Origin of the sequence: Thermoleophilum album, assembly GCF_900108055.1 — a bacterium.
Lineage (GTDB): Bacteria > Actinomycetota > Thermoleophilia > Solirubrobacterales > Thermoleophilaceae > Thermoleophilum > Thermoleophilum album.
On sequence record NZ_FNWJ01000001.1, the window covers coordinates 322,959 to 342,725 of the forward strand.

Here is a 19,767-nt window from a genome sequence, read left to right on the forward strand (position 1 = left end):
CCTGCGCCTGATTGCGGCAACGGCGCCGGCGGCAACGCGGGGGCCCGCGCTGGGGCTGTGATCCCCGGCACTACGGTCCCCAGCAGCGCAGGCTGCTACAGAGATGCCGTGGCTCCCCGCAGCACAGTTGTCGCAAACAGCGCGATCTACGAGTTCCAACCGCGACCGGTGACCGTGACGGCACGATGAGCGCAACGTGGTTCCTGCTGGCCGCCGTACTCGCGGCGGCAGCGTCTTACGGCGTGCGTTGGCGCCAGGCGGCGGACGCTCGCGGGTGGCACCTCGTCGCGTTCGGGGCTGGTGCCGCCGTCGTGCTCGTCGCCGCGCAGGGCCCGCTGTACCGGCTCGCCGAGACGCGGTCGGCCGTAGCCCACGTCGCCGTTCTCATCCTGCTCATCCACGTCGCGCCGCTGCTGATGGTTCGTGCCATCACGCCCGGCGTCCTGGGGCGGCGGGCTCCCGCGTTCGCGTCGCTGGCCGAGCGCACGCCGCTGTTCGTGCCGCTCGTGCTGCTGGCCGCCGTCGCCTACGGCTGGCACGTCCCGGCCGCCTTCGACGCAGCCGCCGGCAACCCGCTGCTGGCCGCTCTGCAGCATGCCTCGTTCCTGTTGGTCGGCTTCATCGTGTGGCTGCCCGTCGCGGGCGACCCGGCGTGGCGGCGCCGCCTGCGCGGCATCGCCGCCTTCCTGTACATGACCGCTGACGAGCTGATCTTGGGCGCCCTCGGGATCGTGCTGACGTGGGCTCCACGGCCGCTCTACGACGTCTACGTGAACGCGCCGCGCCGCCTGTGGGGACTCGACGCCGGCACCGACCAGACGGTCGCGGGCGCGGCCCTGACGGTCGTCGAGGAGGCGCCTATGGCGGTCGCGCTCGCGGTCGTGTTCATCCGCATGCTCGAGCGCGACGAGGCCGAGTTGCAGGCCGAGGAGCGCGGCATGGAGGAGCCCGGCGCGCAGTGACGGCGGACCGGCCTACTCCGTGGTGCGACGCTGCTCGGGCATCTCCAGCTGGACGAGCTCGCCGCCCTCGTGGTCGACCTGCAGCGTGGTGTGGGCGATCTCGAATTCGTCGTGCAACACGCGCTCGAGCTGGCGGCGCAGGGCGTGGCAGTCGGCGTCGCGGCCGACGATAACGTGGGCGGACAGCGCCGGGAAGCCGGAGGTGATCTCCCAGACATGGAGGTCGTGGACCTCGACGATGCCGCGCTGGCTGGCCATGGCGTGCCCGATGCGGTCGGGGTCGACGCCGCGTGGGGCGGCTTCGAGCAGCACGCCGCCGGACTGGCGCACGAGGCTGAGCCCTGAGCGCAGCATCAGCGCGGAGACGATGAGCGCGGCGATGCCGTCGGCCTCGCGGAAGCCGGTCGTGACGATGATCAGGCCGGCGCTGGCCGCGGCGACCGAGCTGTACAGGTCGGCGAGAACGTGGGCGCGGGCGCCCTCGACGTTCAGCGAGCGGCGCTCGGCGCGCGAGAGCGCCCACGCCGCACCGACGTTGACCAGGCCGCCGACGACGCCGACCACGATGACCAGCGCGCCCTCGACGTCGGGCGGCTCGAACAGGCGGCGCACGGCCTCGTAGCCGATGATCGCCGCGAGCACGAGCAGCGAGGCGCCGTTGACCAGCGCCGACAGGATCTCCGCCCGGCCGAGGCCGAAGGTGAAGCGCCCGCCGGGCGCTCGACCCGCCAGCCGCGCGGCGAACAGCGCGAGCGCAATCGACGCGGCGTCGGTGAGTATGTGCGCGGCGTCGGACAGCAGCGCCAGCGAGTTGGCGATGAGGCCGACGACCACCTCGACGCCCATGAACGCCGCGATGAGCGCCAGCGCGATGGCCAGCCAGCGGCGGTCAGCGTCGGCCGACGGGGCATGGCTATGGCCGGCGTGTCCGCCGCTGTGGTCGTGTTCGTGTGGCACTCGCGCTCCTGATTCGCGGGTAGACCGAGACTACGGGTACGGAACCGACCGTCGTGGGCTTGCCCGCCGTCGGCCCAGTTTCGCGGCCGGCGTGCGAGCTGGTCGTCTCATGATCCAGCGGCACGGACGTTAGCGATCACAAAGCCGCTTCGCGGGATGGCGGGCATCCGCGACAGGTCGACCCGGAGATCCTGTTCAGGGACGTCGTACTCGATCGACGAGCCGAAGAACGCGACGGCGACCTTGGTCAGCGCGATCGTCGACCACTCGCCGGGACAGCGGTGGTTCGTTCGATGGTCGCCGCCACCCTGCGGGATGAGCGTGTAGGGGTCGCCGGGCCAGTCCTGGAAGCGCTCCGGCCGGAACTCGTCAGGGCCCTCCCAGTGGCGCGGATCGCGGTTGGTGCCGTAGAGGTCGAGCAGGACCCGGCGACCTTCCGGAAACTCCACGCCGTTCCAGGTGAAGGGCTTGACGACGCGGCCGCCGACGAGCGGGAAGAACGGGTAGAAGCGACGGACCTCCTGCGCGAACTGCTCAAGTTCGCCGTCGCCGCCGGCGCGCACGCGTTCGGCCGCGTGCGGATGCTCGTGGAGCGCGAGTGCGGCGAACGTGACGTAGATCGCAACGGCGACCGTCGGGCGCAGGATGTTGATGAGCTCCACCGCAGCCGCCGCGGCGTCCAAAGGCTGTCCGTCGGAATCGCGGTGGCGGGCGATCACGTCTGCCGGGCTGCCGTCCGGCAACGTTCGGCGCCCGGCGCGGGCGTCCTCGATGATCTGGCGGACCCACCGCTCGTGGCGGGCGCGCAGCGCCTGCCCGCGCCACTGGCGCGGGCCGATGCTGCCGGCGCCGTGGAACATCGCCGCCAGCTCGCGCGTGCGCTGGTGGACCTCGGACTCCTCAAGCGGCACGCCCGTCCAGGTGCAGACCGCCCGGCAGAGCACCTCTTGGGCGGCCTCGAGGACGACGACCGCGTCGCGACGCTCCCACTGCGTCGCGGCCGTGGCGAACTCGGCGGCGGTGAGGTCCACGAGCCGGTCGAAGCTTCCTGGCCCGAGCAGCTGCAGGAACATCGCCTTGCGATGGTAGTGCGCCGCGCCGTCGAGCAGCGCGACACTGCCCTTGTCCTGCAGGAGCGTCAGCACGGTGGGCGGCATGGCCTTGAGGCGGGTCATTCGATCGTCGTCGTAGAACACCCGCGCGGCCTCGGCGCCGGTCATGCAGATCGCCGGCTGAAGCATCAGCCGCGTCTCGAAGACGTCGCTGCCGTAGCGCCGGGCGCGGCGCGGGATGAACTCATACGCCTCGCGCAGCAGCGCGACAGTGCTGTCGAGCGTCTTCTCCCGCGGGATCTTGCGTTCTGGGGTGGCTGTGCTGCTCATCGTTCCCTCCGTTCGTCGTCGTCGGCGACGATCGTTGGTGTCCAGGCGCCGGTGGGGCGCGACAGCCGCGCGAAGTAGGCGAGCGGCCTGCCGATCCGCTCCTCGAAGCGCAGCCCCGCCGTCTCGGCGCGGCGTTGCAGCGCGCCGGGTGCGACCCAGTGCGGGTCGCCGAACAGCTCGCCAACGACGAGCCGCCCGCCGGGCCGCAGGACGCGGGCGAGCTCGCGCAGCGCATCGTCCTGATCTGGGATCTCCCCCGGGACGCTGACGAGGAACGCGGCGTCGAAGCTGCGGTCGTCGTAGGGCAGCGACCGCGCGTCGCCCTGGGTGGCGACGATGTTGTCCAGGCCGCGTGCGCGGGCGCGGCGCGTCGTCAGGTCGAGCATGTCCTGCTGGACGTCGAAGATGTCCAGCCGGCCGCCGGCGCCGATCCAGTCCGCCACCGGGAGGGTGTAGTAGCCGGTGCCCGGTCCGACCTCCAGCACGCGAGCGCCGGCGAGCGGCCCCAGCGCCTCCGCAACCGCCCGCGCGTGATGAAGGGATGCGGGGCGTCGACCCAGAAGCGCTGGGAGTACGGGCACGCGGACGGGTGCCTGCGCCACCACAGCGCGGCGGCCAGCAGCCCGCCGCCGACCAGCTCGCCGGCACGGCGGCGGCGCGTCATAGCGGCACGTGCGCGGCGTCGCGCAGGTAGCGGTCAGGCGACCGGGCGAACTTGCCGGCGCAGAGTGCCGAGCAGAAGTACCGCTCGGTGCCGTCATGCTCGATCGAGGTGGCCGCCTGGTCGACGTCGAGGCGCATGCGGCAGACCGGATCGATGACCCACCGGCCGTCGCGCGCGTCCTCGTCGACGCTGCGCGCCCGGAAGAGGTGGACGGGGGCGGCGACGTGGCGCAGCTCGTGCGCGCCGCAGCCCTCGAAGACCACGCCGTCCGGCATGCCGGCCGCGTCGCGCGTCGCGGCGGTGAGCAGGACTTCGCATGGGCCGGCGAGCGCGGCGACGCGGGCGGCGATGTTGATCGTCGAGCCGAACCAGTCGGCGCCGCGTCGCGCCGCGGTGCCGGTGTGCATTCCCACCCGCACGTCCGGGAACCCGTGGCGGCGCGACAGGTCGCCAGTCAGCCGCAGGCCGAGACCCACAGCCTCGCCGGCATCGCCGACACGCAGCAGGCACGCGTCTCCGAGCATCTTCACGTCTTCCGCGTCCTCCGGCAAGAGGCGGTTCAGCTCGCGGCAGAACTCCAGCGCGATGTCGGCCGCGCGTTCGTCGCCGTGCGCCTCGGTCAGCGCCGTGAACCCGGCGAGGTCGGCGAAGACGAACGTGTGCCGCTCGTCGCTCACTCGGAATCGTCCTGTTTCCGCGACTCGTTCCACGCTTCTCGCCCTTCGCGGAGCGCGATGCCGGCAACGACGAGAGCGGCGACGGGGTCGGCCCACCACAGGCCGAACGCGGCGTTGAGGCCTAGGCCGACGAGGAGGCTGATCGACAGGTAGTTCGACAGCCACGTCTCTTCGCTCTGGGCGACGAGCACCTGGTTCTCGAGTTCGCGGCCTGTGCGACGCTGGGCGATCGCGACGGGGACCATCACGGCGAGCGCGACCACGTTGAGGACGATCCCGACAATGGACTCGCCGGCCTTGTCCTGACCGACGAGGTCACGAACCGACTCGAAGGCCACGTAGGCGGCCAGCACGAAGAAGGTGATCGCGATCAGGCGCAGCGCGGTGTGCATGCGGGCATGCGCGCCTCCGCGGAGCTGCCAGATCACCACCGCGGCGGCGAACACCTCGATCGTCGAGTCGATGCCAAAGCCGACCAGGGCGATCGACCCGGCGGCGAGGCCGGCGGTGACCGCGACGCCGCCCTCGATGACGTCCCAGACGACGATGAACCACGCCAGGCGCAGGCCGCGCCTGCGCAGTCGCTCGGTGTCGCGGAGCACCGCCGGCTCGATCGCGACTCCGTCGTGGCCGTGCATCAGGCCTCCGCTGCCGCCGGGGCCAGCCGCGCCGGACGCTGCGCGGCGCGCACGCCGTTACCGACGGCCAGCAGCTCAGACACCTCATGCACGGCAACGGCCACGACGACCGTGAGTAGACCGATGACGGCGCTGGGGATCAGCACGGCGAGCAGCACGATGCTGAACAGCAGGTTCTGCCGCGAGATGCGGCTCGCGCGGCGCCCGAGCCGGAGCGCCTCGGCGACCTTCGTGATGTCGTCGGCCATGAGCGCGACGTCGGCCGCCTCGATCGCGGCGTCGCTGCCGCCCGTGCCCATGGCCATCCCCAGGTCGGCGGTCGCCAGCGCGGGGGCGTCGTTGATGCCGTCGCCGACCATCGCGACCGTCCCGTAGCGCTCGCGCAGCTGCTCAACCGCGGCGACCTTGTCCTCGGGCTTGAGCTCGGCGAGCACCTCGTCGATGCCGAGCTGGCCGGCGATCGCCTCGGCGGTGCGGCGGTTGTCGCCGGTCAGCATGACGAGATGACGGGCCCCGATCCGGCGCAGGCGGTCGAGCGCCTCGACGGCCTCCGGGCGCGGCTCGTCGCGGAGCGCCAGCAGCGCCAGCAGCCGCTCGCCCTCGCCGACGAACACGACGGTCTTGCCCTCCCCCTGCAGATCCTCCACCTCGGCCGGCAGCTCGATGTCCGGCGCGCGCTCGGCGACGAGCTTCGGGCTGCCGACCCAGACCTCGCGGCCCTCGATGCGCGCCCCGGCGCCGTGGCCCACGAGCGCGGCGAAGTCCTGCGCTGCCGGCATCTCGAGGTCGCGCTCGCGCGCGGCGGTCACGATCGCGTGCGCCAGCGGGTGCTCGGAGCGCGCCTCGACCGCCGCTCCCACCCGAAGAGCCTCGCGCTCGTCGCCGGCGAGGGCGACGACGTCGGTGAGCTGCGGTGCGCCCTTGGTCAGCGTGCCGGTCTTGTCGAACGCGACGGCCTGGACGCGTCCGAGCGCCTCGAGCTGCAGGCCGCCCTTGATGAGGATCCCCTCCCGGCCGGCGCGGCTGATCGCCGCCGCGGCCGCCACGGGCACGGACATCACCAGTGCGCACGGCGCGCCGGCGACCAGCACGGTGACGCCGCGCAGCGCCCACTCCTTCCAGTCGCCGCCGAACACGGGTCCGAGGACGGCGATGAGCACGCCGGCGGCGAGCACGGCGGGGCTGTAGCGGGTGGCGAACCGGTCCACGAAGCGCTGCGCGCGCGACTTCTGGCTGTGCGCCTCCTCGACAAGGTGCACGATGCGCGCCAGCGTGTTGTCGGCGTACGCGCGCGTGACCTCCACCTCGATCGCCCGCTCGCCGTTCAGCGTGCCGGCGAAGACGTCCTGACCCGGGCCCTTCTCGACCGGCACCGACTCGCCGGTGACGGCCGCCTCGTTGAGCGTCGAGGTGCCGTCGCGGATGACGCCGTCGGTCGGCAGCGCCTCGCCCGGACGCACGAGGAAGACCTCACCGATGCGCAACCGCTCGGCGTCGATCGTCTCCTCGCGGCCGTCGACGAGCCGGTGCGCCTGCTTGGGCGCGAGATCCAGCAGCCCGCGGATCGCCGAACGGGTCCGCGCGAACGTCAGCTCCTCGACCGACTCGGCGAGCGCATACAGCACGATCAGCGCCGTCGCCTCCTCGAACAGCCCGAACACCAGCGCGCCGGCGGCCGCGAGGAGCATGAGCGCCTCGATCCCGATCTCGCGCTCCTCGACGAGCTCCTCGAAGCCCTCCTGGGCGAAGTACCACGCGCCCACCGGGAGCGCCGCCAGGAACAGCGCGATCGCCACCGCCTCCGGTCCGTCGAGCCACTCGACGGCAAGCCCCGCCGCGACGAGCAGCGCCGCCGCGAGCGCGTTGCGCAGCGGCCCGAACTTGTAGGTCGCCTCGCGCCAGCTCAGCGGCCCGCCGACCGGGACGTCGTCATCATCGTCGTCGGCGCGGCTCACTTTCGTGCCTGGTGGTCATCGCTGGAGCAGCCGCAACCGTCCGCGCACGCGCCGTCCCCGCCGGCCTGCACGAGCACGAGCGGCTGCGGCGTCGGCGGCTCGCTGGTCGCCGGCGAGCAGCAGCCGTCCGAGCAGGCAGCGGCGGCAGGGGCCGTCACAGAGCCCGCGGGGGTGGCCGCGGTGCTGGGCTTGTCGCCCTTGCCGAGCAGGCGCAGCCCGTTGAGCGTCACGAGCAGCGAGACGCCCATGTCGGCGGCGACGGCGAGCACGAGCGAGACGAACCCCAGCGGCGCCAGCGCCACGAAGACCGCCTTGGTGGCCAGCGAGATGACGACGTTCTGGCGCATGATCCGCAGCGCGCGGCGGCTGTGCTCGATCGCCTCGGGCAACCGCTCCAGCTCGTCGCCCATGAGCGCCACGTCGGCGGACTCCAGCGCGACGTCGCTGCCGGCCGCGCCCATCGCCACGCCGACCGTCGCGCCGGCGAGTGCGGGGGCATCGTTGACGCCGTCGCCGACCATCGCCGTCTCGCCGTACTTCTCGCGGATCGACCGGATGGCAGTGAGCTTGTCCTCGGGCAGCAGCCCGGCGCGCCACTCGCGCACGCCGGTCCGTGCGGCGACTGCGCGCGCCACGCGCTCGCTGTCACCGGTCAGCATGACCACGTGGTCGACGCCCGCACGGTCGTAGAGGCCGTTCACGGCGGCGGCCGCCTCGGCGCGGGGCTGATCGGCTACGCCGAACACCGCCACGACGCGCTCGCCGTCGCCCAGCAGGATCGCGGTCTCGCCTCGACCCTCGGCCTCGGCCACGGCTGGGGGAAGGGTCGCCAGGTGGTCGGCAGCCAGTCTCGGCCCGCCTGCCCACAGCGTCCTGCCCTCCACCGTCGCGCGGGCGCCACGCCCGGGAAGCGACTCGAAGCCGTCCGCCCGAGGCAGCTCGCGTTCCTGCGCGCGCTCGCCCAGCGCACCGGCACGACGTTCAGCTACCCGCGCACGCGAGCCCAGGCCAGCCGCCAGATCGCCGCGCTGCTGGCCCGACCGATCTCCGCGCAGCTAGAGCTCGACCTCGACGCGGTCGCCGTCCACGGCGGCGAGCTGCCCGAGCGGGTGTCCTGACGTGCAGCGCGTCGAGCTCACCGAGCCGGCGTCGTTCGTGGGCGCCTTTGCCTACGAGCACACCGACATCCCGCCCGGCCAGACGCTGACCGAGTGGCGCCGCCAGCGGGCGGCCGCCGCGCGCGCGGCCAAGGCCGCGCGCCGCGCCGCACGCCGCAAGCAGCTGCGTGCGATGGTGGCATCGCCGGGCCGCGCCCTGCGCCGGCCGGTCGTCGGCAAGCGTGTGGGAGCAGCACGATGAGCCGCCACCGGCGCGTCGCGCTGCGCGGCGACGAGGCGCAGCTGTTCGCCCAGCATCACGCGCGGCTGCTGCGCGCCGTCCGCGGCGCGGTCCGCACGCCCGAGGCGGTGGTCGAGGACGCGTGCGCGAACGCGTGGGCGATCCTGCTCCGTCGCCAGCCCGAGCGGACCGACCGGCTCTTCGCGTGGCTGCGGACCGTTGCCATCCGGGAGGCCTACCGCCTTTCCCGCGAAGATCACCGGGCGACGCGCCTGGAGGATCTCGGGTGCGCCGACGGCGACGGCTGGGACGCGTTCGTCCCGGACCGCGGCTCGCTCGACGACACGATCGAGGCGCGACGCGCGCTGCGAGTCCTCGCCGACCTGCCCGAGCGCCAGCGCCGGACCCTGGCGCTGCTCGTCGCCGGCTATCGCTACGCGGAGATTCAGCGCCTGCGCGGCGACGCGACCTACACGAACGTCAACAAGCAGCTCGTCAAGGCGCGTCGCCGCATCCGCGAGTCCGAGGCGGCGGCGTAGGCGCGGAAGCCGCGCGCGCCGGTGCGGGCCGAGCACCGCCTGCAGGGTGGCACGCCTGGCGGCGTGCGGGGCGGTGCGGGATCGGCCCCGCACCGGGCGGGGTCACGAACCGAAGGGACGGTGCCTGATGGCCCAGACCACGACCGCCGCCGAGCGCGCCGCGCGCCGCGCCGCCGATCGCGACCGCCTCGAGCAGGCCGCCCACGCGCTGCTGTCAACCGACGGCTGGCAGCGCTGGCTGCGCGTGCGCGCGACCAACGGCCTGGCGCGCTACTCGCTCGGCAACCAGATGCTGATCGCATGGCAGAAGCCCGACGCCACGTTCGTGGCCGGCTTTCGCGCGTTCCTGAAGCTCAACCGCTGCGTGCGCAAGGGCGAGAAGGCCATCCGGATCCTCGCCCCGATGACGGTCCGCCAGCGCGACGCCGACGACGCCGACGAGGACGAGCGCCGCACCGTCTTCCGCTCGGTCGCCGTGTTCGACGTCTCCCAGACCGATCCGCTGCCCGGCCGCGACCCGGTCGCGCTCGAGCCTCCGCGCACGCCGATCAGCGGTGACAGCCACGCGCGCCTGCTGACGCCGCTCGAGAACCTCGCCGGGCAACTCGGCTACAGCGTCCGGTACCTGCCGCTCGACGGCGGCGCCGACGGCTGGTGCGACCCACACCGCATGGAGATCGTCATCAACGAGCACCTCGCGGCCAACGCGCAGGTCCGCGTGCTCGTCCATGAGCTGGCGCACGCGCTCGGCGTCGGCTACCGCCAGTACGGCCGACAGCAGGCCGAGGTCCTCGTCGACTGCGTCACCTACATCGTCTGCGGCTCGGCCGGGCTCGACGTCTCCGGCGAGAGCGTGCCCTACGTGGCCGGCTGGGGCGAGGAGGGCGCGCTCGACGCCATCCGCGAGTACGCCGGCACGATCGACACGATCGCCCGCCGGATCGAGACGGCGATCGGCGAGGACGAGACGGCCGACGACGACACGGCGAACGCCCTCGCGGCGTAGAAGGGAGCCGCCATGACACCGCAGCGGTCCTCGCACTACCGGCTGCTCGAGCGCACCGTCGACATCCACGGTGCGCTGAGCGAAGCGCAGTACGCGGAGATCCACCGGCTGCTCGGCCAGCCGCCGGGCCGGTTCAAGACGTGGCCCGGGGGCTACCTGTTCGACCTCACCAAGACGAGCGACGTCGACCGCGTCCTGGCCTACCTGCGCGAGCAGCGACTGCCGCACACCATCGCCGAGGAGCGGCGCTGGCCTGTCGACGAGGTGCGGTGACGGCGCGTGTCGTAGGTGGCGTCCCGTGCGGCGGCGAAAGGGCGAGCGGTCGCGGTTGCTGGTGGACGCGGGGGCGGGACATGGACCGCAGCGTGGCGGTCGCGCCGTTGGGCCCTGCAAGCCCCGCCCTGCGGGCCGGCCTGCGGCCGGTCGCTGACGCGACGGGGCTCCCTGACGGGCCCTCACTGCGTTCGGGTTCCGGGCCGGCGACGACCGCCCGCATCGCGGCCATGCCCACCACCCACACCACCAGGAGCACCGCGAACACCGCCAGCGCCGAGCGCCGCACCGGCCAGCGGGTCCAGCTCGCCACCTACAGCACGGACACCGGCGAGCCGCGCGTGCTGATCGGCCAGCGCGTCGACGGGATCGTCCGCGTCACCGACGAGCCCGCGCACGGCGACGGTCGCCGCTACCTCGTCGAGCCACAGCTCGAGAGCAAGGCCGCGCTCGACGCGCTCGTCGCCGACTACCTCGCCAAGGCCAAGCGCGTCGGCTACCCGCCGATGCACGGCTGGTTCTGACCGCCCGCCTCACCGCTTGCGCACCGTCGCCGCGTCCAGGCGGCGGTGCAGCATCGAGGCGAGCGTCAGCATGTCGAGCGCGTCCCTGCGCGACGTCGCCCAGAGCACCTTCGGCGCGTGCGCCGTCGGGTTGCGGAACGTGCCGAACACGCCCTTCAGCAGCGTGGCCAGACCGGTCTGCTCAGACCGCTCCCACTCGGTCGCCAGCGCGTTGAATGCCACGATCGGGCCCGACGACAGCGAGCAGGCCGCGTCGACGAGCGATGCCCCGTCGCCCTGCGCGCCGCTCAGGTCGCGCAGCTTCTCGGCGACGCTCTTGCACGCCTCGAGCACGGCGTGGAAGTAGTTCTGCTGCACGAGCTCCGCGCGGCAGAAGTGCAGGACATCGGAATGCACGTCCCGACGGGCGAGCTCAGCCCGCAGCGCGTCGGCGCGCTGCTGCGCCTCTGACAGAGTCGTAGCCCGCGGCACGCGCGCGACCTTGCCGTCCTCGCGCACGCGGTAGCCGGACAGCAGCAGCCGCTCGCTGACCGCGACGCGATGCGCCTCGAACTCATCTGGCGACTCGAACCGGACCGGCTGCATGACCTCGCCGACCAGGCGCAGCAGCGGGCGTCCGTCGCGCTGGCGGTTCTGCGCCGCCGCCACCGCGTTGAACAGGCGCTTCCACTTGGTGTTGCGCGCCTCGCTCGCATCCTCACTGACCTTCAGGACCGCGATGAGGTTGGCGATCTGGTGGCCGCGCACGGCTTCGCCGAGCGCGCGGCAGACCATCTCGACCGTCGAGGCGGAGAACGGCGGGGGCGCGTTCGGGGCTGCCACCCGCTGATCGTCGCGCCCGCGGCAGACGCAACGGGCCGGCGCTCAGCGAAGCTCGCCGCGCAGGCGCCGGTCGGCGATCGTCAGGCGGACGAGGTGCTCGGCTAGGTCGAAGACCGGCCGCTGCGCCCCGTCGCGCTCGGGGTTGGCGATGGGTGGTGCGCCAGCCGGCGCGCGAGCTCGGGCTTGCTCAGCTCGAACGGCGGATCCTCGGCGGCGGCCGCGTCGAGCAGCACGCCCGCCATGCCCCTCCGCGCCTCCTTCGGCCTGTCGGCCTCAGCCGCGACGAGTGCGGCCATCGCGTCGGGATCCAGTTCGAACTCGGCCAGCCCCTCGAGCTGGCGGGCCGTGGCGTTGATCACCTCGCACGCCTCGGCGACCGTGAAGTTGTCCGCCTCGATGTCCTCCTGCCAGATGAGGAACTCGGGCGCCTGCCCGGGCTCGTCCTCGAGCCGCTGCGCGCCCTCGCGTGCCGCCCGCAGCGCGGCACGGCGCTCGTCGGCGGTGGCGAACGTGCGCGCCCGCGCCTCGGCGAGCGCGTCTTCGAGCGCGCGCTTGCGCTGGGCGTCGGAGACGCCCTCGATGTGGCCGGCGCGCACCAGCGCCTCGATTCTGCCGCGGGCGCCCCTCGTTATCGAAGAGCAGCAGGTAGTAGTTGCTGTACACGCGCACCGCGCCCAGGATCAGCTCGGCGTTGGCCGGGATGTCGGCGCCGCCGAGCGCGAACGCGTGGATGCCGAGGTAGCCGAAGCTCAGGTCGTAGCGGGCGGCGAGCACCTCCTCGAGCATCGCCAGGTCCGACTTGCCCTCGGCGATGAGCTGCACCCGCCACGGATAGAGGCCGAAGTGCTCCAGCAGCGCCGGCAGCACCTCGCAGTTGCCGCGCAGCTCGTCGGTGCCGTACATGCGCCGCTTGGCCTCCTTCGGGTGGATCCCGAAGAGCTCGTCGACGTCGGGCAGCGGCTCGCCGGCAAGCTGGGCGTGCCAGCTGCGCACGACGCGTGCCGCGTCGTAGAGGTCGAGCGCGCGCAGCGCGGCGCCCTTCAGCCGCTCGCGCTCGCGCCGCTTGACCTGGTCGGCCAGGTGAAACCAGCGCTCCAGCGGGTCGATCCAGTGCGCCCGCGTCGCGAACGCGTCGAACAGCCGCTCCAGATCCTCCGCCGTCACCTCGCAGTCCTCGGCGGCGGCGGCGTAGTCGAATGTGCGCCGCTGCTCGATCGCCCAGTCCGCGGCCTCCTCGGTCAGTCCGACGACCGGGCCGCCCCGGTATCGGCCGCCGCGCACCGACGGCATGAACAGGTTCTGCACCCGGATGAGCAGCAGCTCCTCCGCGCGGTTGGCACGGGCGACGTCGGACAGGCGCTCGCGGTCGATCGGCGCGCTCGCGTACGCGACGCGCGCCTCGTGAAACTCATCGAGGCCGCGCCCGAGCGCCAGCAGCGGGGTCGATGGCGAGAGGTGGTCGACGATCGTCACGAGGCTCAGCAGCTGCCAGTGCCCGTAAAGGACGTAGAGGTCCGCGCCGTTGCGCTCGCGCGCCTCGGCGCGCAGCTCGTCCCACGCGACGAACCCACGCTCCTCGCGCACGATCGAATCGCCGTTCTCGAGGTTGGCCGGCTGGTCGTCGTGCCAGAAGCCGTGGAGCGCATAGGCGACCGGGGGCAGGAGGCCCTCGCGGTCGAGCGTCTCCCACGGGCTCGCGTCGAACGGCGAGATCTTCATCACGTCTCGCTCGGCGGCCGCCTTGCGGAAGTCGCTCAGCGACACGAGCGGGACCTGCACGAACGCCCACTCGCGGACCGCGCGTGAGTAGGTGAAAGCTCCGGGCGCGGGCATGGGCCGGGGATAGCAGACGCCCGGCGCCCGCACGCCATCGAGGAGGCGTCATTGCCGCTGACACGCCAGCGACAAACCGTCAAGCGGCGGCCCTCCAGGCCTCGATCGGCTTGCCCAGCGAGCCGTCAAGCGGTAGCGCAGACCGGCGTGCCAGGGACGGCACGCCGAGGCAGCGCCACCGCCGAAAAACCGCTCACACACTTGCACCAAGTGCTGTGCTCGCCCGTACGCGCGAGCAGTTGTGGATCCGGCGCGTGCCTGACGACATCCTCGCCGCCACAAAGCGGGGTCGCGGATGCTTTCTATCGGCAAGCTCGGACAAGGCCAGGCCGACTACTACCTCCAAGCGGTCGGCCAGGGCATCGAGGACTACTACACCGGGGCCGGGGAAGCCCCCGGCCGCTGGCTCGGCTCCGCCGCCGACGAGCTCGGCGCCGACGGTGAGGTCGATGCCGCAGCCCTGCACGCCGCGCTCACCGGCAACCACCCGCTCACCGGCGCCCAGCTCGCGCGCCCGCCGCGCGGCGGCATCCGCGTGCCGGGGTTCGACCTGACGTTCTCGGCGCCCAAGAGCGTCAGCGTCCTGTTCGGGCTCGGCGACGCGGCGCTCAGCCGTGAAGTCCGCGACGCGCACGAGGCGGCGGTCGAGGCCGCGCTCGGCTACATGGAGCGCCAGGCCGCCGTCGCGCGCCGCGGCCGTGGCGGCACCGAGAGCGTCCTCGGCAACGGCTTCGTCGGCGCCGCCTTCCGCCACCGCACCAGCCGCGCCGGCGACCCACAGCTCCACACCCACGTGCTCGTCGCCAACATGACCCGAGGACCCGACGGCCGCTGGACCGCACTCGACGCGCGCCGCCTCTATGCCCAGGCCAAGACCGGCGGCTACCTCTACCAGGCCCACCTGCGCGCCGAGCTGACCCGCCGCCTCGGCGTCGAATGGACCACGATCCACCGCGGCGCGGCCGAGGTCGACGGCATCCCCGCGCGCGTGCTGCGCTCGTTCAGCCGCCGGCGCGCAGAGATCGAAGAGCAGATGCGCGACCGCGGCGACACCAGCTCGCGCGCCGCCCAGGTCGCCGCGCTGGACACCCGGCAGGCCAAGGACTACGCCGTCGCCCCCGCGTCGCTCGCCGCGCGCTGGCGCGACCAGGCGCGGGCACTCGGCTTCGAGCCCGACAGCGTCCGCGACCTCACCGGGCGCCAGCAGCCGCGGCACCTCGCGCCGTCCGCCGAGCGCGCGATCCACGACCACCTCGGCGGCCCCGATGGCCTCACCCGCCAGCGCTCGACCTTCGCGCGCCGCGAGGTGATCCAGGCGTGGTGCGAGCAGCTGCCGGACGGCGCGCCGGTCGCCGACGTCGAGCGCCTCGCCGACGACTTCATCACCAGCGAACGCGCCGTGCCGCTCGCCGCCGACGTGCGCGGCCTCACCGGCACGGACGTGATCCGCCGCGCCGACGGACGCGTCGTCCCCGCCACGGCCGATGAGCGCCCGCACTCCACCCCCGAGCTGCTCGCCCTCGAGCGTGCCCTCATCGAGCGCGCCGCCGCCCGCCACGACGACCGCGTCGGCGTGGTCAGCACCGACGCCGTAGACGCCGCGCTCACCGGTCGGCCCACGCTGTCTTCGGAGCAGGAGCAGATGATCCGCCGCCTGACGACCGAGGGCGCCGGCGTGGCCGTCGTCGTCGGCAAGGCGGGCACCGGCAAGACCTTCGCGCTCGACGCGGCGCGCGAGGCGTGGGAGCGCCAGGGCTACCGGGTCGTCGGTGCCGCGCTCGCGCGCCGCGCGGCGCGGGAGCTCCAGGACGGCTCGGGGATCGAGTCCACCAGCGTCGCCGCGCTCCTCCAGGACCTGCGCGACGGTGGGGAGCGCAGCCTGCTGGGTCGTGGCCGCTGCGTGCTCGTGATCGACGAGGCCGGCATGGTCGGGACCCGCCAGCTCGCCGAGCTGCTCGACCATGCCGCCGCCGCCCGAGCCAAGGTCGTCCTTGTCGGCGACGACCGCCAGCTGCCCGAGATCGATGCCGGCGGCGCCTTCCGCGGACTCGCGCACCGTCTGCGTCCTATCGAGCTCGTCGAGAACCGCCGTCAGCAGCATCAGTGGGAGCGCGAAGCCCTCGACCTGCTGCGCGAGGGCCGCGCCGCCGAGGCGATAGCCCGCTACGAGGAACGTGGCCGCGTCGTGCTCGCCGACACCGCCGGCGAGGCCCACGACCGCCTCGTGGCCGACTGGTGGACCGCCGCGAGCCGCGGCGAGGAGGCCGTGATGGTCGCCGCCCGCCGCGTCGACGTCGCCGAGCTGAACGCCCGCGCCCGCGCGCTGATGGCGCGCGACGGGCGCCTCGGCTCCACCGAGATCGAGGTCGCTGGGCGGCGCTTCGCGACCGGCGACCACGTCGTTGCGCTGGCCAACGCCCGCCGCCTCGGGGTGCTCAACGGCACGCGCGGTGTCGTCACCCACGTCGATACCACTGCGCATGCGCTCGAGCTCGCGACGCCCGACGGCACGCGCATCCTCCTCCCCGCCGGCTACCTCGACGCGCGCACCCCCCGCGGCGGCGCGACGCTCGACCACGGCTACGCGATCACCGGCCACAAGAGCCAGGGCATGACCACCGGCCGCGCCTTCGTCCTCGGTACCGAGGGGCTCTACCGCGAATGGGGCTACGTCGGTCTCAGCCGCGGACGCACCGAGAACCGTCTTTACCTCGTCGCGCCCGAGCCGCCCGAACGCGACGAGTACGCCCCGCCGGAGGCGCGCAAGGACGCGCTCGAGGCGGCGATCTCAGCGCTTGGTCGCAGCCGCGCACAGCACATGGCCACCGACGTGGAGCAGCAGGCGAAGGTGCAGGCGCTGTCGCACGAGCAGCTGCGCTCCGAGCTCGACCGGCTGCGGCCGCAGACGATCGCGTCGTCGTCGCCGGTTCAGAAGCGCCTCGAGCGCCAGCTGCGCAGCGTCAAGCAGCAGCGCCTGGCGGCAGAGGAACGCGCCGCGTCCGAGCCGTCAGCGTCCGAACTCCAGCGGGACGCCGAAGACGCCCGCCTGTCCGCGGCGCGAGCTCATGCGCTGGAACGCGCTCGGGATCTCGCAGCGCAGGAGCGGACCCTCGAGCGTCGGCTCGAGCAGGCGCAGGTCGCCGCGCCGGCGCGCGACAGCGCCTACGTTGCCGTCCTCGACGCGGAGCTTCGCCGCCGCACCGACGTCGCCGTGCAGAAGGCGATCGCCGATCCGCCGGCGTACGTCATCGCGGCGGTCGGCGAGCGGCCGGACCGCCTTGCGCACCGCCGCGCGTGGTACCGCGCTGTCCGGCAGATCGAGACCTACCGCTGGCGGTACGGCGTGCGCGACAACGAGTGCGCTCTCGGCGCAGAGCCCCCGAGAAACGACATCGGCATGCGCGCGGCCTGGCGGGACGCGAAGAACGAGATCGTTCGCGCGCAGCAAGAGATCGAACAGACTGCCGAGCGGCATCGCGACGCCGCTCGCGCGGTGGAATGACCTCAGGCCGCCAGCGCCGTGATCGCCACGGCGACGGTGCCGATGACGAGCCCAAGGCTCGCCCAGGCGGTCGTGATGGCCCAAGTGTCCGTGTCGGGATTACGCCGCTTGGCGCGCAGAGCGACGACCGAGCCGATGGCGGTACCGAGCGCAGCCATCTGCAGGACGAAGCCGATCGCAGGAACAGGCGCCACTGCGACGACGGGAATCCCGGCGATCAGGGCGGAGGAGACGAGAGCGAGCGCTTGCATGCGCCCGTCCCGCGCCGCGGCCGAGCGGCTCGATAAGACCCCGGCTCCAAGAAGAGCCGGAGAGCCGCCACCCGCGGTGCACCATCCGGGACGCCCCAAGCGCTCGGACTCGACTACATCGCCCCGCCGGGAGCCCCGCCGGCAGGCGCCGCCGACGGCGTCAGGTGCCGCCGGCGAGTCCTCCAGCACGTACAGCGGAGATGCGCGAATGAGACCGGATGCGAGCGCTTCGGCGCACATCGGCTCGGTCAGATGCCCGCGGTGGGGTCGTAGTTGCCGGTCGGGCACGGCGCGCCGCTGCGGCTGAGGTCCACAGCCGGTCGCGCGGCATGCGTCGGCGCGTGAGGCGCAGCCAGTCGCTGCCGTCGCGGCAGTGGCGGTTCCAGTCCAGCTTCGGATGCGCGGAGAGGAGCTTCAGACCGCTTCGCGCCAACAGCGAAACGAACACCACATTCACGAAGTGCGTGACGCGTAGCCAGGCCGGAAAGTCGACCTCCACCACCTCACCGCGCCCGCGCCCGCGGCGGCGCTGCAGTCAACCGGGGGGCGGCGCCAGGAGCGCCGACGCTCGCCGGCACGCCAGGCGCGTCCGTGCTTGCGGCCTGGCGGGTCGCGCCGCGCAGGGCCGCGGGCCGCAGGCCCAGCCGGCGCGCGAGCGCGAGCTGGCGGCCCGGTCCGCCGGCTCTGAGTTCGCGCGCCACCGCGGTCCGTTCGCCGGGCGTGAGCCCGCGGCGGGCGGGGACCGGGTGATGCGGCGAGCGCTCGGCGCCCGCGCGCAGCCCCAGCCGCCGCAGGCGCTGGGTGATCGCCTCGGGGCTGCGGTCCACCAGCTCGGCGAGCGCCGCCGGGTTCAGTGCGGCGTGCAGCCGCAGAAGCTCGTCCTCGCGAGCGCTCCAGGGCCGACCGCGTCCGGTACGCGCGGACCGGGGGGCCGGGATGCCCAGCTTGCGGGCGCGGGCGCGCAGCGCCTCGGGGGTGCGCGCCAGCAGGTGCGCGGCGCGTTCGAGCTCGATCCCGTCGCGCGCGAGCTGCCGCAGGTCGCGGTCCTCGCGGGCCGTCCACGCCCGCGCGTAGGTCGCCAACCCGAGCTTGGCGGCGCGCGCGGCGACCGCCGTGGCGATGCGCCCGGAAAGCTCGGCGGCGATCTGCGCGCACGTCAGCCCGCGCTCGTAGCCGTCGCGGACCGCGGCGTCCTCATACGGCTGCCACCGCGGTCGCGCGGGCGGGCGGTGCAGCCCGAGCTTGCGCGCGCGCAGCCGCAGCGATCCGGCGCTTCGCCCCAGCGCGACCGCGAGCGCCTCGACGTCGCCGCCTGCTGTCCAGCAGGCGGCGATCGCGTCGTCCTCGGCGGCGCTGAAGGCACGCGGGGCGCGGCCGGAGCCGACCAGCACGCGGCGGCGGCGGACCTGCTCGGCCGGGCGCCGCAGCCGAGCGGCGATCGCGGTCGCTTGCAGCCCGAGCGCGGTGCCCGCGCGCAGCAGTTCATCCTCGGCCGGCGACCACGGCCGCTGACGTGGCCGCGGGGCGATGCCCAGCGTGCGGCGGCGCTCGGACACGGCGTCCTGGGAGCGCCCGACCTGCTCGGCGATCGCGCGCAGCGGCGCGCCCTGCCCGTAGAGCCGGCGCAGCACCCGGTCCTCCTCGGGCGACCAGCGCGGCGGCACCTCTAGTCTCCCGCGTGTGGGCGCGGCTCACGGCGCATGCCGGCGGCGCGCAGCTCGGTGTGCCACGCCAGCGGGCGTGCCGCGCCGGTGTGAATGACGACGACCGCGCCGGGGCGGGCGCCCGGCAGGACGTCATAGACCTCGCGGCACCGGAACAGCCCCCAGCGCACGACGCGGGGATCGAGCGCGGCGTCGCCCAACTCCAGCTCGGTGGCAAACACGGTGATCTCCTGCGGGCACGTCGAATCGCCAGCAGAGGCAGCCGTGACCTCGGCGGCGCCAACCGTGAACGCCACGGTGCACGCTACCAGCAGCACGCGGCCTCCGGCGGCACGCCGCGGTGAACCCCGGCGACGCCGGCGGTCCCGCTTGCGTCCCGGCTACTAGGCGTGAAGCGATCGGCCGGCAGCGCGTTGCCGGGATGACGCCGCCAGGTCCGGCCACGACCACAGCGGCCGACCGTCGACTCGCCGCCTCGGCACCGCCGTCGCCGGCCGCTACCCGGCCCTGGGTCACGGTGCGGGGGGATCACGGTGCTCGTACATCCCTGCTGTCGAGCCCGGCGTCCTTGAGCGCCCGCAGCCAGCGCACGGGCTGCGCGCGGCCGCGATGGACGATCACGACGCGGTCACGCTCGCCGGTGGCCAGCACGTCGCGGACGTCGTGGAAGATGAACAGCTCCCAGCGCACCCAGCGCCAATGCTCGGATCCACCCGGGACCCGCAGCTCGGTCAGGAAGATGTCGTGGTCGGCCCACATCGCGGCTCGCAGCTCCGCCGC

At 73.7% G+C, this 19,767-nt stretch carries 22 protein-coding genes; 8 read left to right on the plus strand and 14 right to left on the minus strand.

Annotated elements, in window-relative coordinates:
* Window positions 1-185: 185 nt before the first annotated feature.
* On the plus strand, window positions 186-962 hold the full coding sequence (locus BLW41_RS01485) for a cytochrome c oxidase assembly protein (RefSeq protein WP_093115577.1): 777 nt from the start codon (window positions 186-188) through the stop codon (window positions 960-962).
* Window positions 963-974: 12 nt separating this feature from the next.
* Here the strand turns inward: BLW41_RS01485 and BLW41_RS01490 are convergent, their stop codons facing one another.
* The 7 genes from BLW41_RS01490 to BLW41_RS01520 all read right to left on the minus strand — a co-directional run bounded on the left by BLW41_RS01490 (window position 975) and on the right by BLW41_RS01520 (window position 8,119).
* Window positions 975-1,919 (minus strand): cation diffusion facilitator family transporter, encoded by a 945-nt coding sequence (locus tag BLW41_RS01490; protein ID WP_093115579.1) that lies wholly within the window; start codon window positions 1,917-1,919, stop codon window positions 975-977.
* 107 nt (window positions 1,920-2,026) lie between these two features.
* Complete coding sequence (locus tag BLW41_RS01495) at window positions 2,027-3,301, minus strand: cytochrome P450 (RefSeq protein ID WP_093115581.1); 1,275 nt, start codon at window positions 3,299-3,301, stop codon at window positions 2,027-2,029.
* A complete protein-coding gene (locus tag BLW41_RS01500; RefSeq protein ID WP_218138183.1) occupies window positions 3,298-3,882 on the minus strand; it encodes a class I SAM-dependent methyltransferase in 585 nt (194 codons plus the stop codon). The genes BLW41_RS01495 and BLW41_RS01500 overlap by 4 nt, the downstream gene beginning before the upstream one ends.
* A gap of 79 nt (window positions 3,883-3,961) precedes the next feature.
* Complete coding sequence (locus BLW41_RS01505; protein WP_177169235.1) at window positions 3,962-4,642, minus strand: YHS domain-containing protein; 681 nt, start codon at window positions 4,640-4,642, stop codon at window positions 3,962-3,964.
* Window positions 4,639-5,280, minus strand: a complete 642-nt coding sequence (locus tag BLW41_RS01510) for a cation efflux transmembrane domain-containing protein (RefSeq protein ID WP_093115585.1) — start codon at window positions 5,278-5,280, stop codon at window positions 4,639-4,641. The genes BLW41_RS01505 and BLW41_RS01510 overlap by 4 nt, the downstream gene beginning before the upstream one ends.
* Window positions 5,280-7,235 carry a heavy metal translocating P-type ATPase gene (locus BLW41_RS01515; RefSeq protein ID WP_218138184.1) on the minus strand — a complete coding sequence of 652 codons (1,956 nt, stop codon included), beginning with the start codon at window positions 7,233-7,235 and terminating at the stop codon, window positions 5,280-5,282. Before BLW41_RS01515 ends, BLW41_RS01510 begins: the two co-directional genes overlap by 1 nt.
* A complete protein-coding gene (locus BLW41_RS01520; protein WP_177169236.1) occupies window positions 7,232-8,119 on the minus strand; it encodes an HAD-IC family P-type ATPase in 888 nt (295 codons plus the stop codon). The genes BLW41_RS01515 and BLW41_RS01520 overlap by 4 nt, the downstream gene beginning before the upstream one ends.
* Here BLW41_RS01520 and BLW41_RS10805 point away from each other — a divergent pair.
* The 6 genes from BLW41_RS10805 to BLW41_RS01545 all read left to right on the plus strand — a co-directional run bounded on the left by BLW41_RS10805 (window position 8,069) and on the right by BLW41_RS01545 (window position 10,915).
* A complete protein-coding gene (locus BLW41_RS10805; RefSeq protein ID WP_177169237.1) occupies window positions 8,069-8,353 on the plus strand; it encodes a hypothetical protein in 285 nt (94 codons plus the stop codon). The two genes, BLW41_RS01520 and BLW41_RS10805, sit on opposite strands and share 51 nt — an antisense overlap.
* Before the next feature lies 1 nt (window position 8,354).
* Window positions 8,355-8,594, plus strand: a complete 240-nt coding sequence (locus BLW41_RS01525; RefSeq protein ID WP_093115589.1) for a hypothetical protein — start codon at window positions 8,355-8,357, stop codon at window positions 8,592-8,594.
* Window positions 8,591-9,112, plus strand: a complete 522-nt coding sequence (locus BLW41_RS01530) for an RNA polymerase sigma factor (RefSeq protein ID WP_093115591.1) — start codon at window positions 8,591-8,593, stop codon at window positions 9,110-9,112. Before BLW41_RS01525 ends, BLW41_RS01530 begins: the two co-directional genes overlap by 4 nt.
* 127 nt (window positions 9,113-9,239) lie before the next feature.
* The gene (locus BLW41_RS01535) at window positions 9,240-10,118 is read left to right on the plus strand and encodes an ArdC-like ssDNA-binding domain-containing protein (RefSeq protein WP_093115593.1); all 879 of its coding nucleotides are present in this window, start codon (window positions 9,240-9,242) and stop codon (window positions 10,116-10,118) included.
* Between the two features lie 12 nt (window positions 10,119-10,130).
* Window positions 10,131-10,391, plus strand: a complete 261-nt coding sequence (locus BLW41_RS01540) for a hypothetical protein (RefSeq protein WP_093115595.1) — start codon at window positions 10,131-10,133, stop codon at window positions 10,389-10,391.
* A gap of 230 nt (window positions 10,392-10,621) precedes the next feature.
* Window positions 10,622-10,915 (plus strand): hypothetical protein, encoded by a 294-nt coding sequence (locus tag BLW41_RS01545; protein ID WP_143038520.1) that lies wholly within the window; start codon window positions 10,622-10,624, stop codon window positions 10,913-10,915.
* A 9-nt stretch (window positions 10,916-10,924) separates the two neighbouring features.
* Here the strand turns inward: BLW41_RS01545 and BLW41_RS01550 are convergent, their stop codons facing one another.
* The 3 genes from BLW41_RS01550 to BLW41_RS01560 form a co-directional block, all read right to left on the minus strand.
* The gene (locus BLW41_RS01550) at window positions 10,925-11,737 is read right to left on the minus strand and encodes a TIGR02391 family protein (RefSeq protein WP_218138185.1); all 813 of its coding nucleotides are present in this window, start codon (window positions 11,735-11,737) and stop codon (window positions 10,925-10,927) included.
* 101 nt (window positions 11,738-11,838) lie between these two features.
* Window positions 11,839-12,033, minus strand: a complete 195-nt coding sequence (locus tag BLW41_RS10810) for a hypothetical protein (RefSeq protein ID WP_093115598.1) — start codon at window positions 12,031-12,033, stop codon at window positions 11,839-11,841.
* Entirely contained in the window at window positions 12,011-13,570 is a 1,560-nt protein-coding gene (locus tag BLW41_RS01560) for a hypothetical protein (protein WP_093115600.1), read from the minus strand. The genes BLW41_RS10810 and BLW41_RS01560 overlap by 23 nt, the downstream gene beginning before the upstream one ends.
* Window positions 13,571-13,865: 295 nt before the next feature.
* On the opposite strand from BLW41_RS01560, the gene mobF reads away from it, so the two are divergent.
* Window positions 13,866-17,072, plus strand: a complete 3,207-nt coding sequence (mobF, locus tag BLW41_RS01565) for a MobF family relaxase (RefSeq protein ID WP_093115602.1) — start codon at window positions 13,866-13,868, stop codon at window positions 17,070-17,072.
* Between the two features lie 2 nt (window positions 17,073-17,074).
* Here the strand turns inward: mobF and BLW41_RS01570 are convergent, their stop codons facing one another.
* The 4 genes from BLW41_RS01570 to BLW41_RS01590 form a co-directional block, all read right to left on the minus strand.
* Entirely contained in the window at window positions 17,075-17,323 is a 249-nt protein-coding gene (locus tag BLW41_RS01570; RefSeq protein WP_093115604.1) for a hypothetical protein, read from the minus strand.
* Between the two features lie 503 nt (window positions 17,324-17,826).
* Entirely contained in the window at window positions 17,827-18,987 is a 1,161-nt protein-coding gene (locus BLW41_RS01580; protein WP_093115608.1) for an SANT/Myb-like DNA-binding domain-containing protein, read from the minus strand.
* 2 nt (window positions 18,988-18,989) lie between these two features.
* On the minus strand, window positions 18,990-19,304 hold the full coding sequence (locus BLW41_RS01585) for a hypothetical protein (RefSeq protein WP_218138186.1): 315 nt from the start codon (window positions 19,302-19,304) through the stop codon (window positions 18,990-18,992).
* A 211-nt stretch (window positions 19,305-19,515) separates the two neighbouring features.
* Window positions 19,516-19,746: a hypothetical protein gene (locus BLW41_RS01590; protein WP_093115611.1), complete on the minus strand. Its 231-nt coding sequence runs from the start codon at window positions 19,744-19,746 to the stop codon at window positions 19,516-19,518.
* Window positions 19,747-19,767 lie beyond the last annotated feature (21 nt).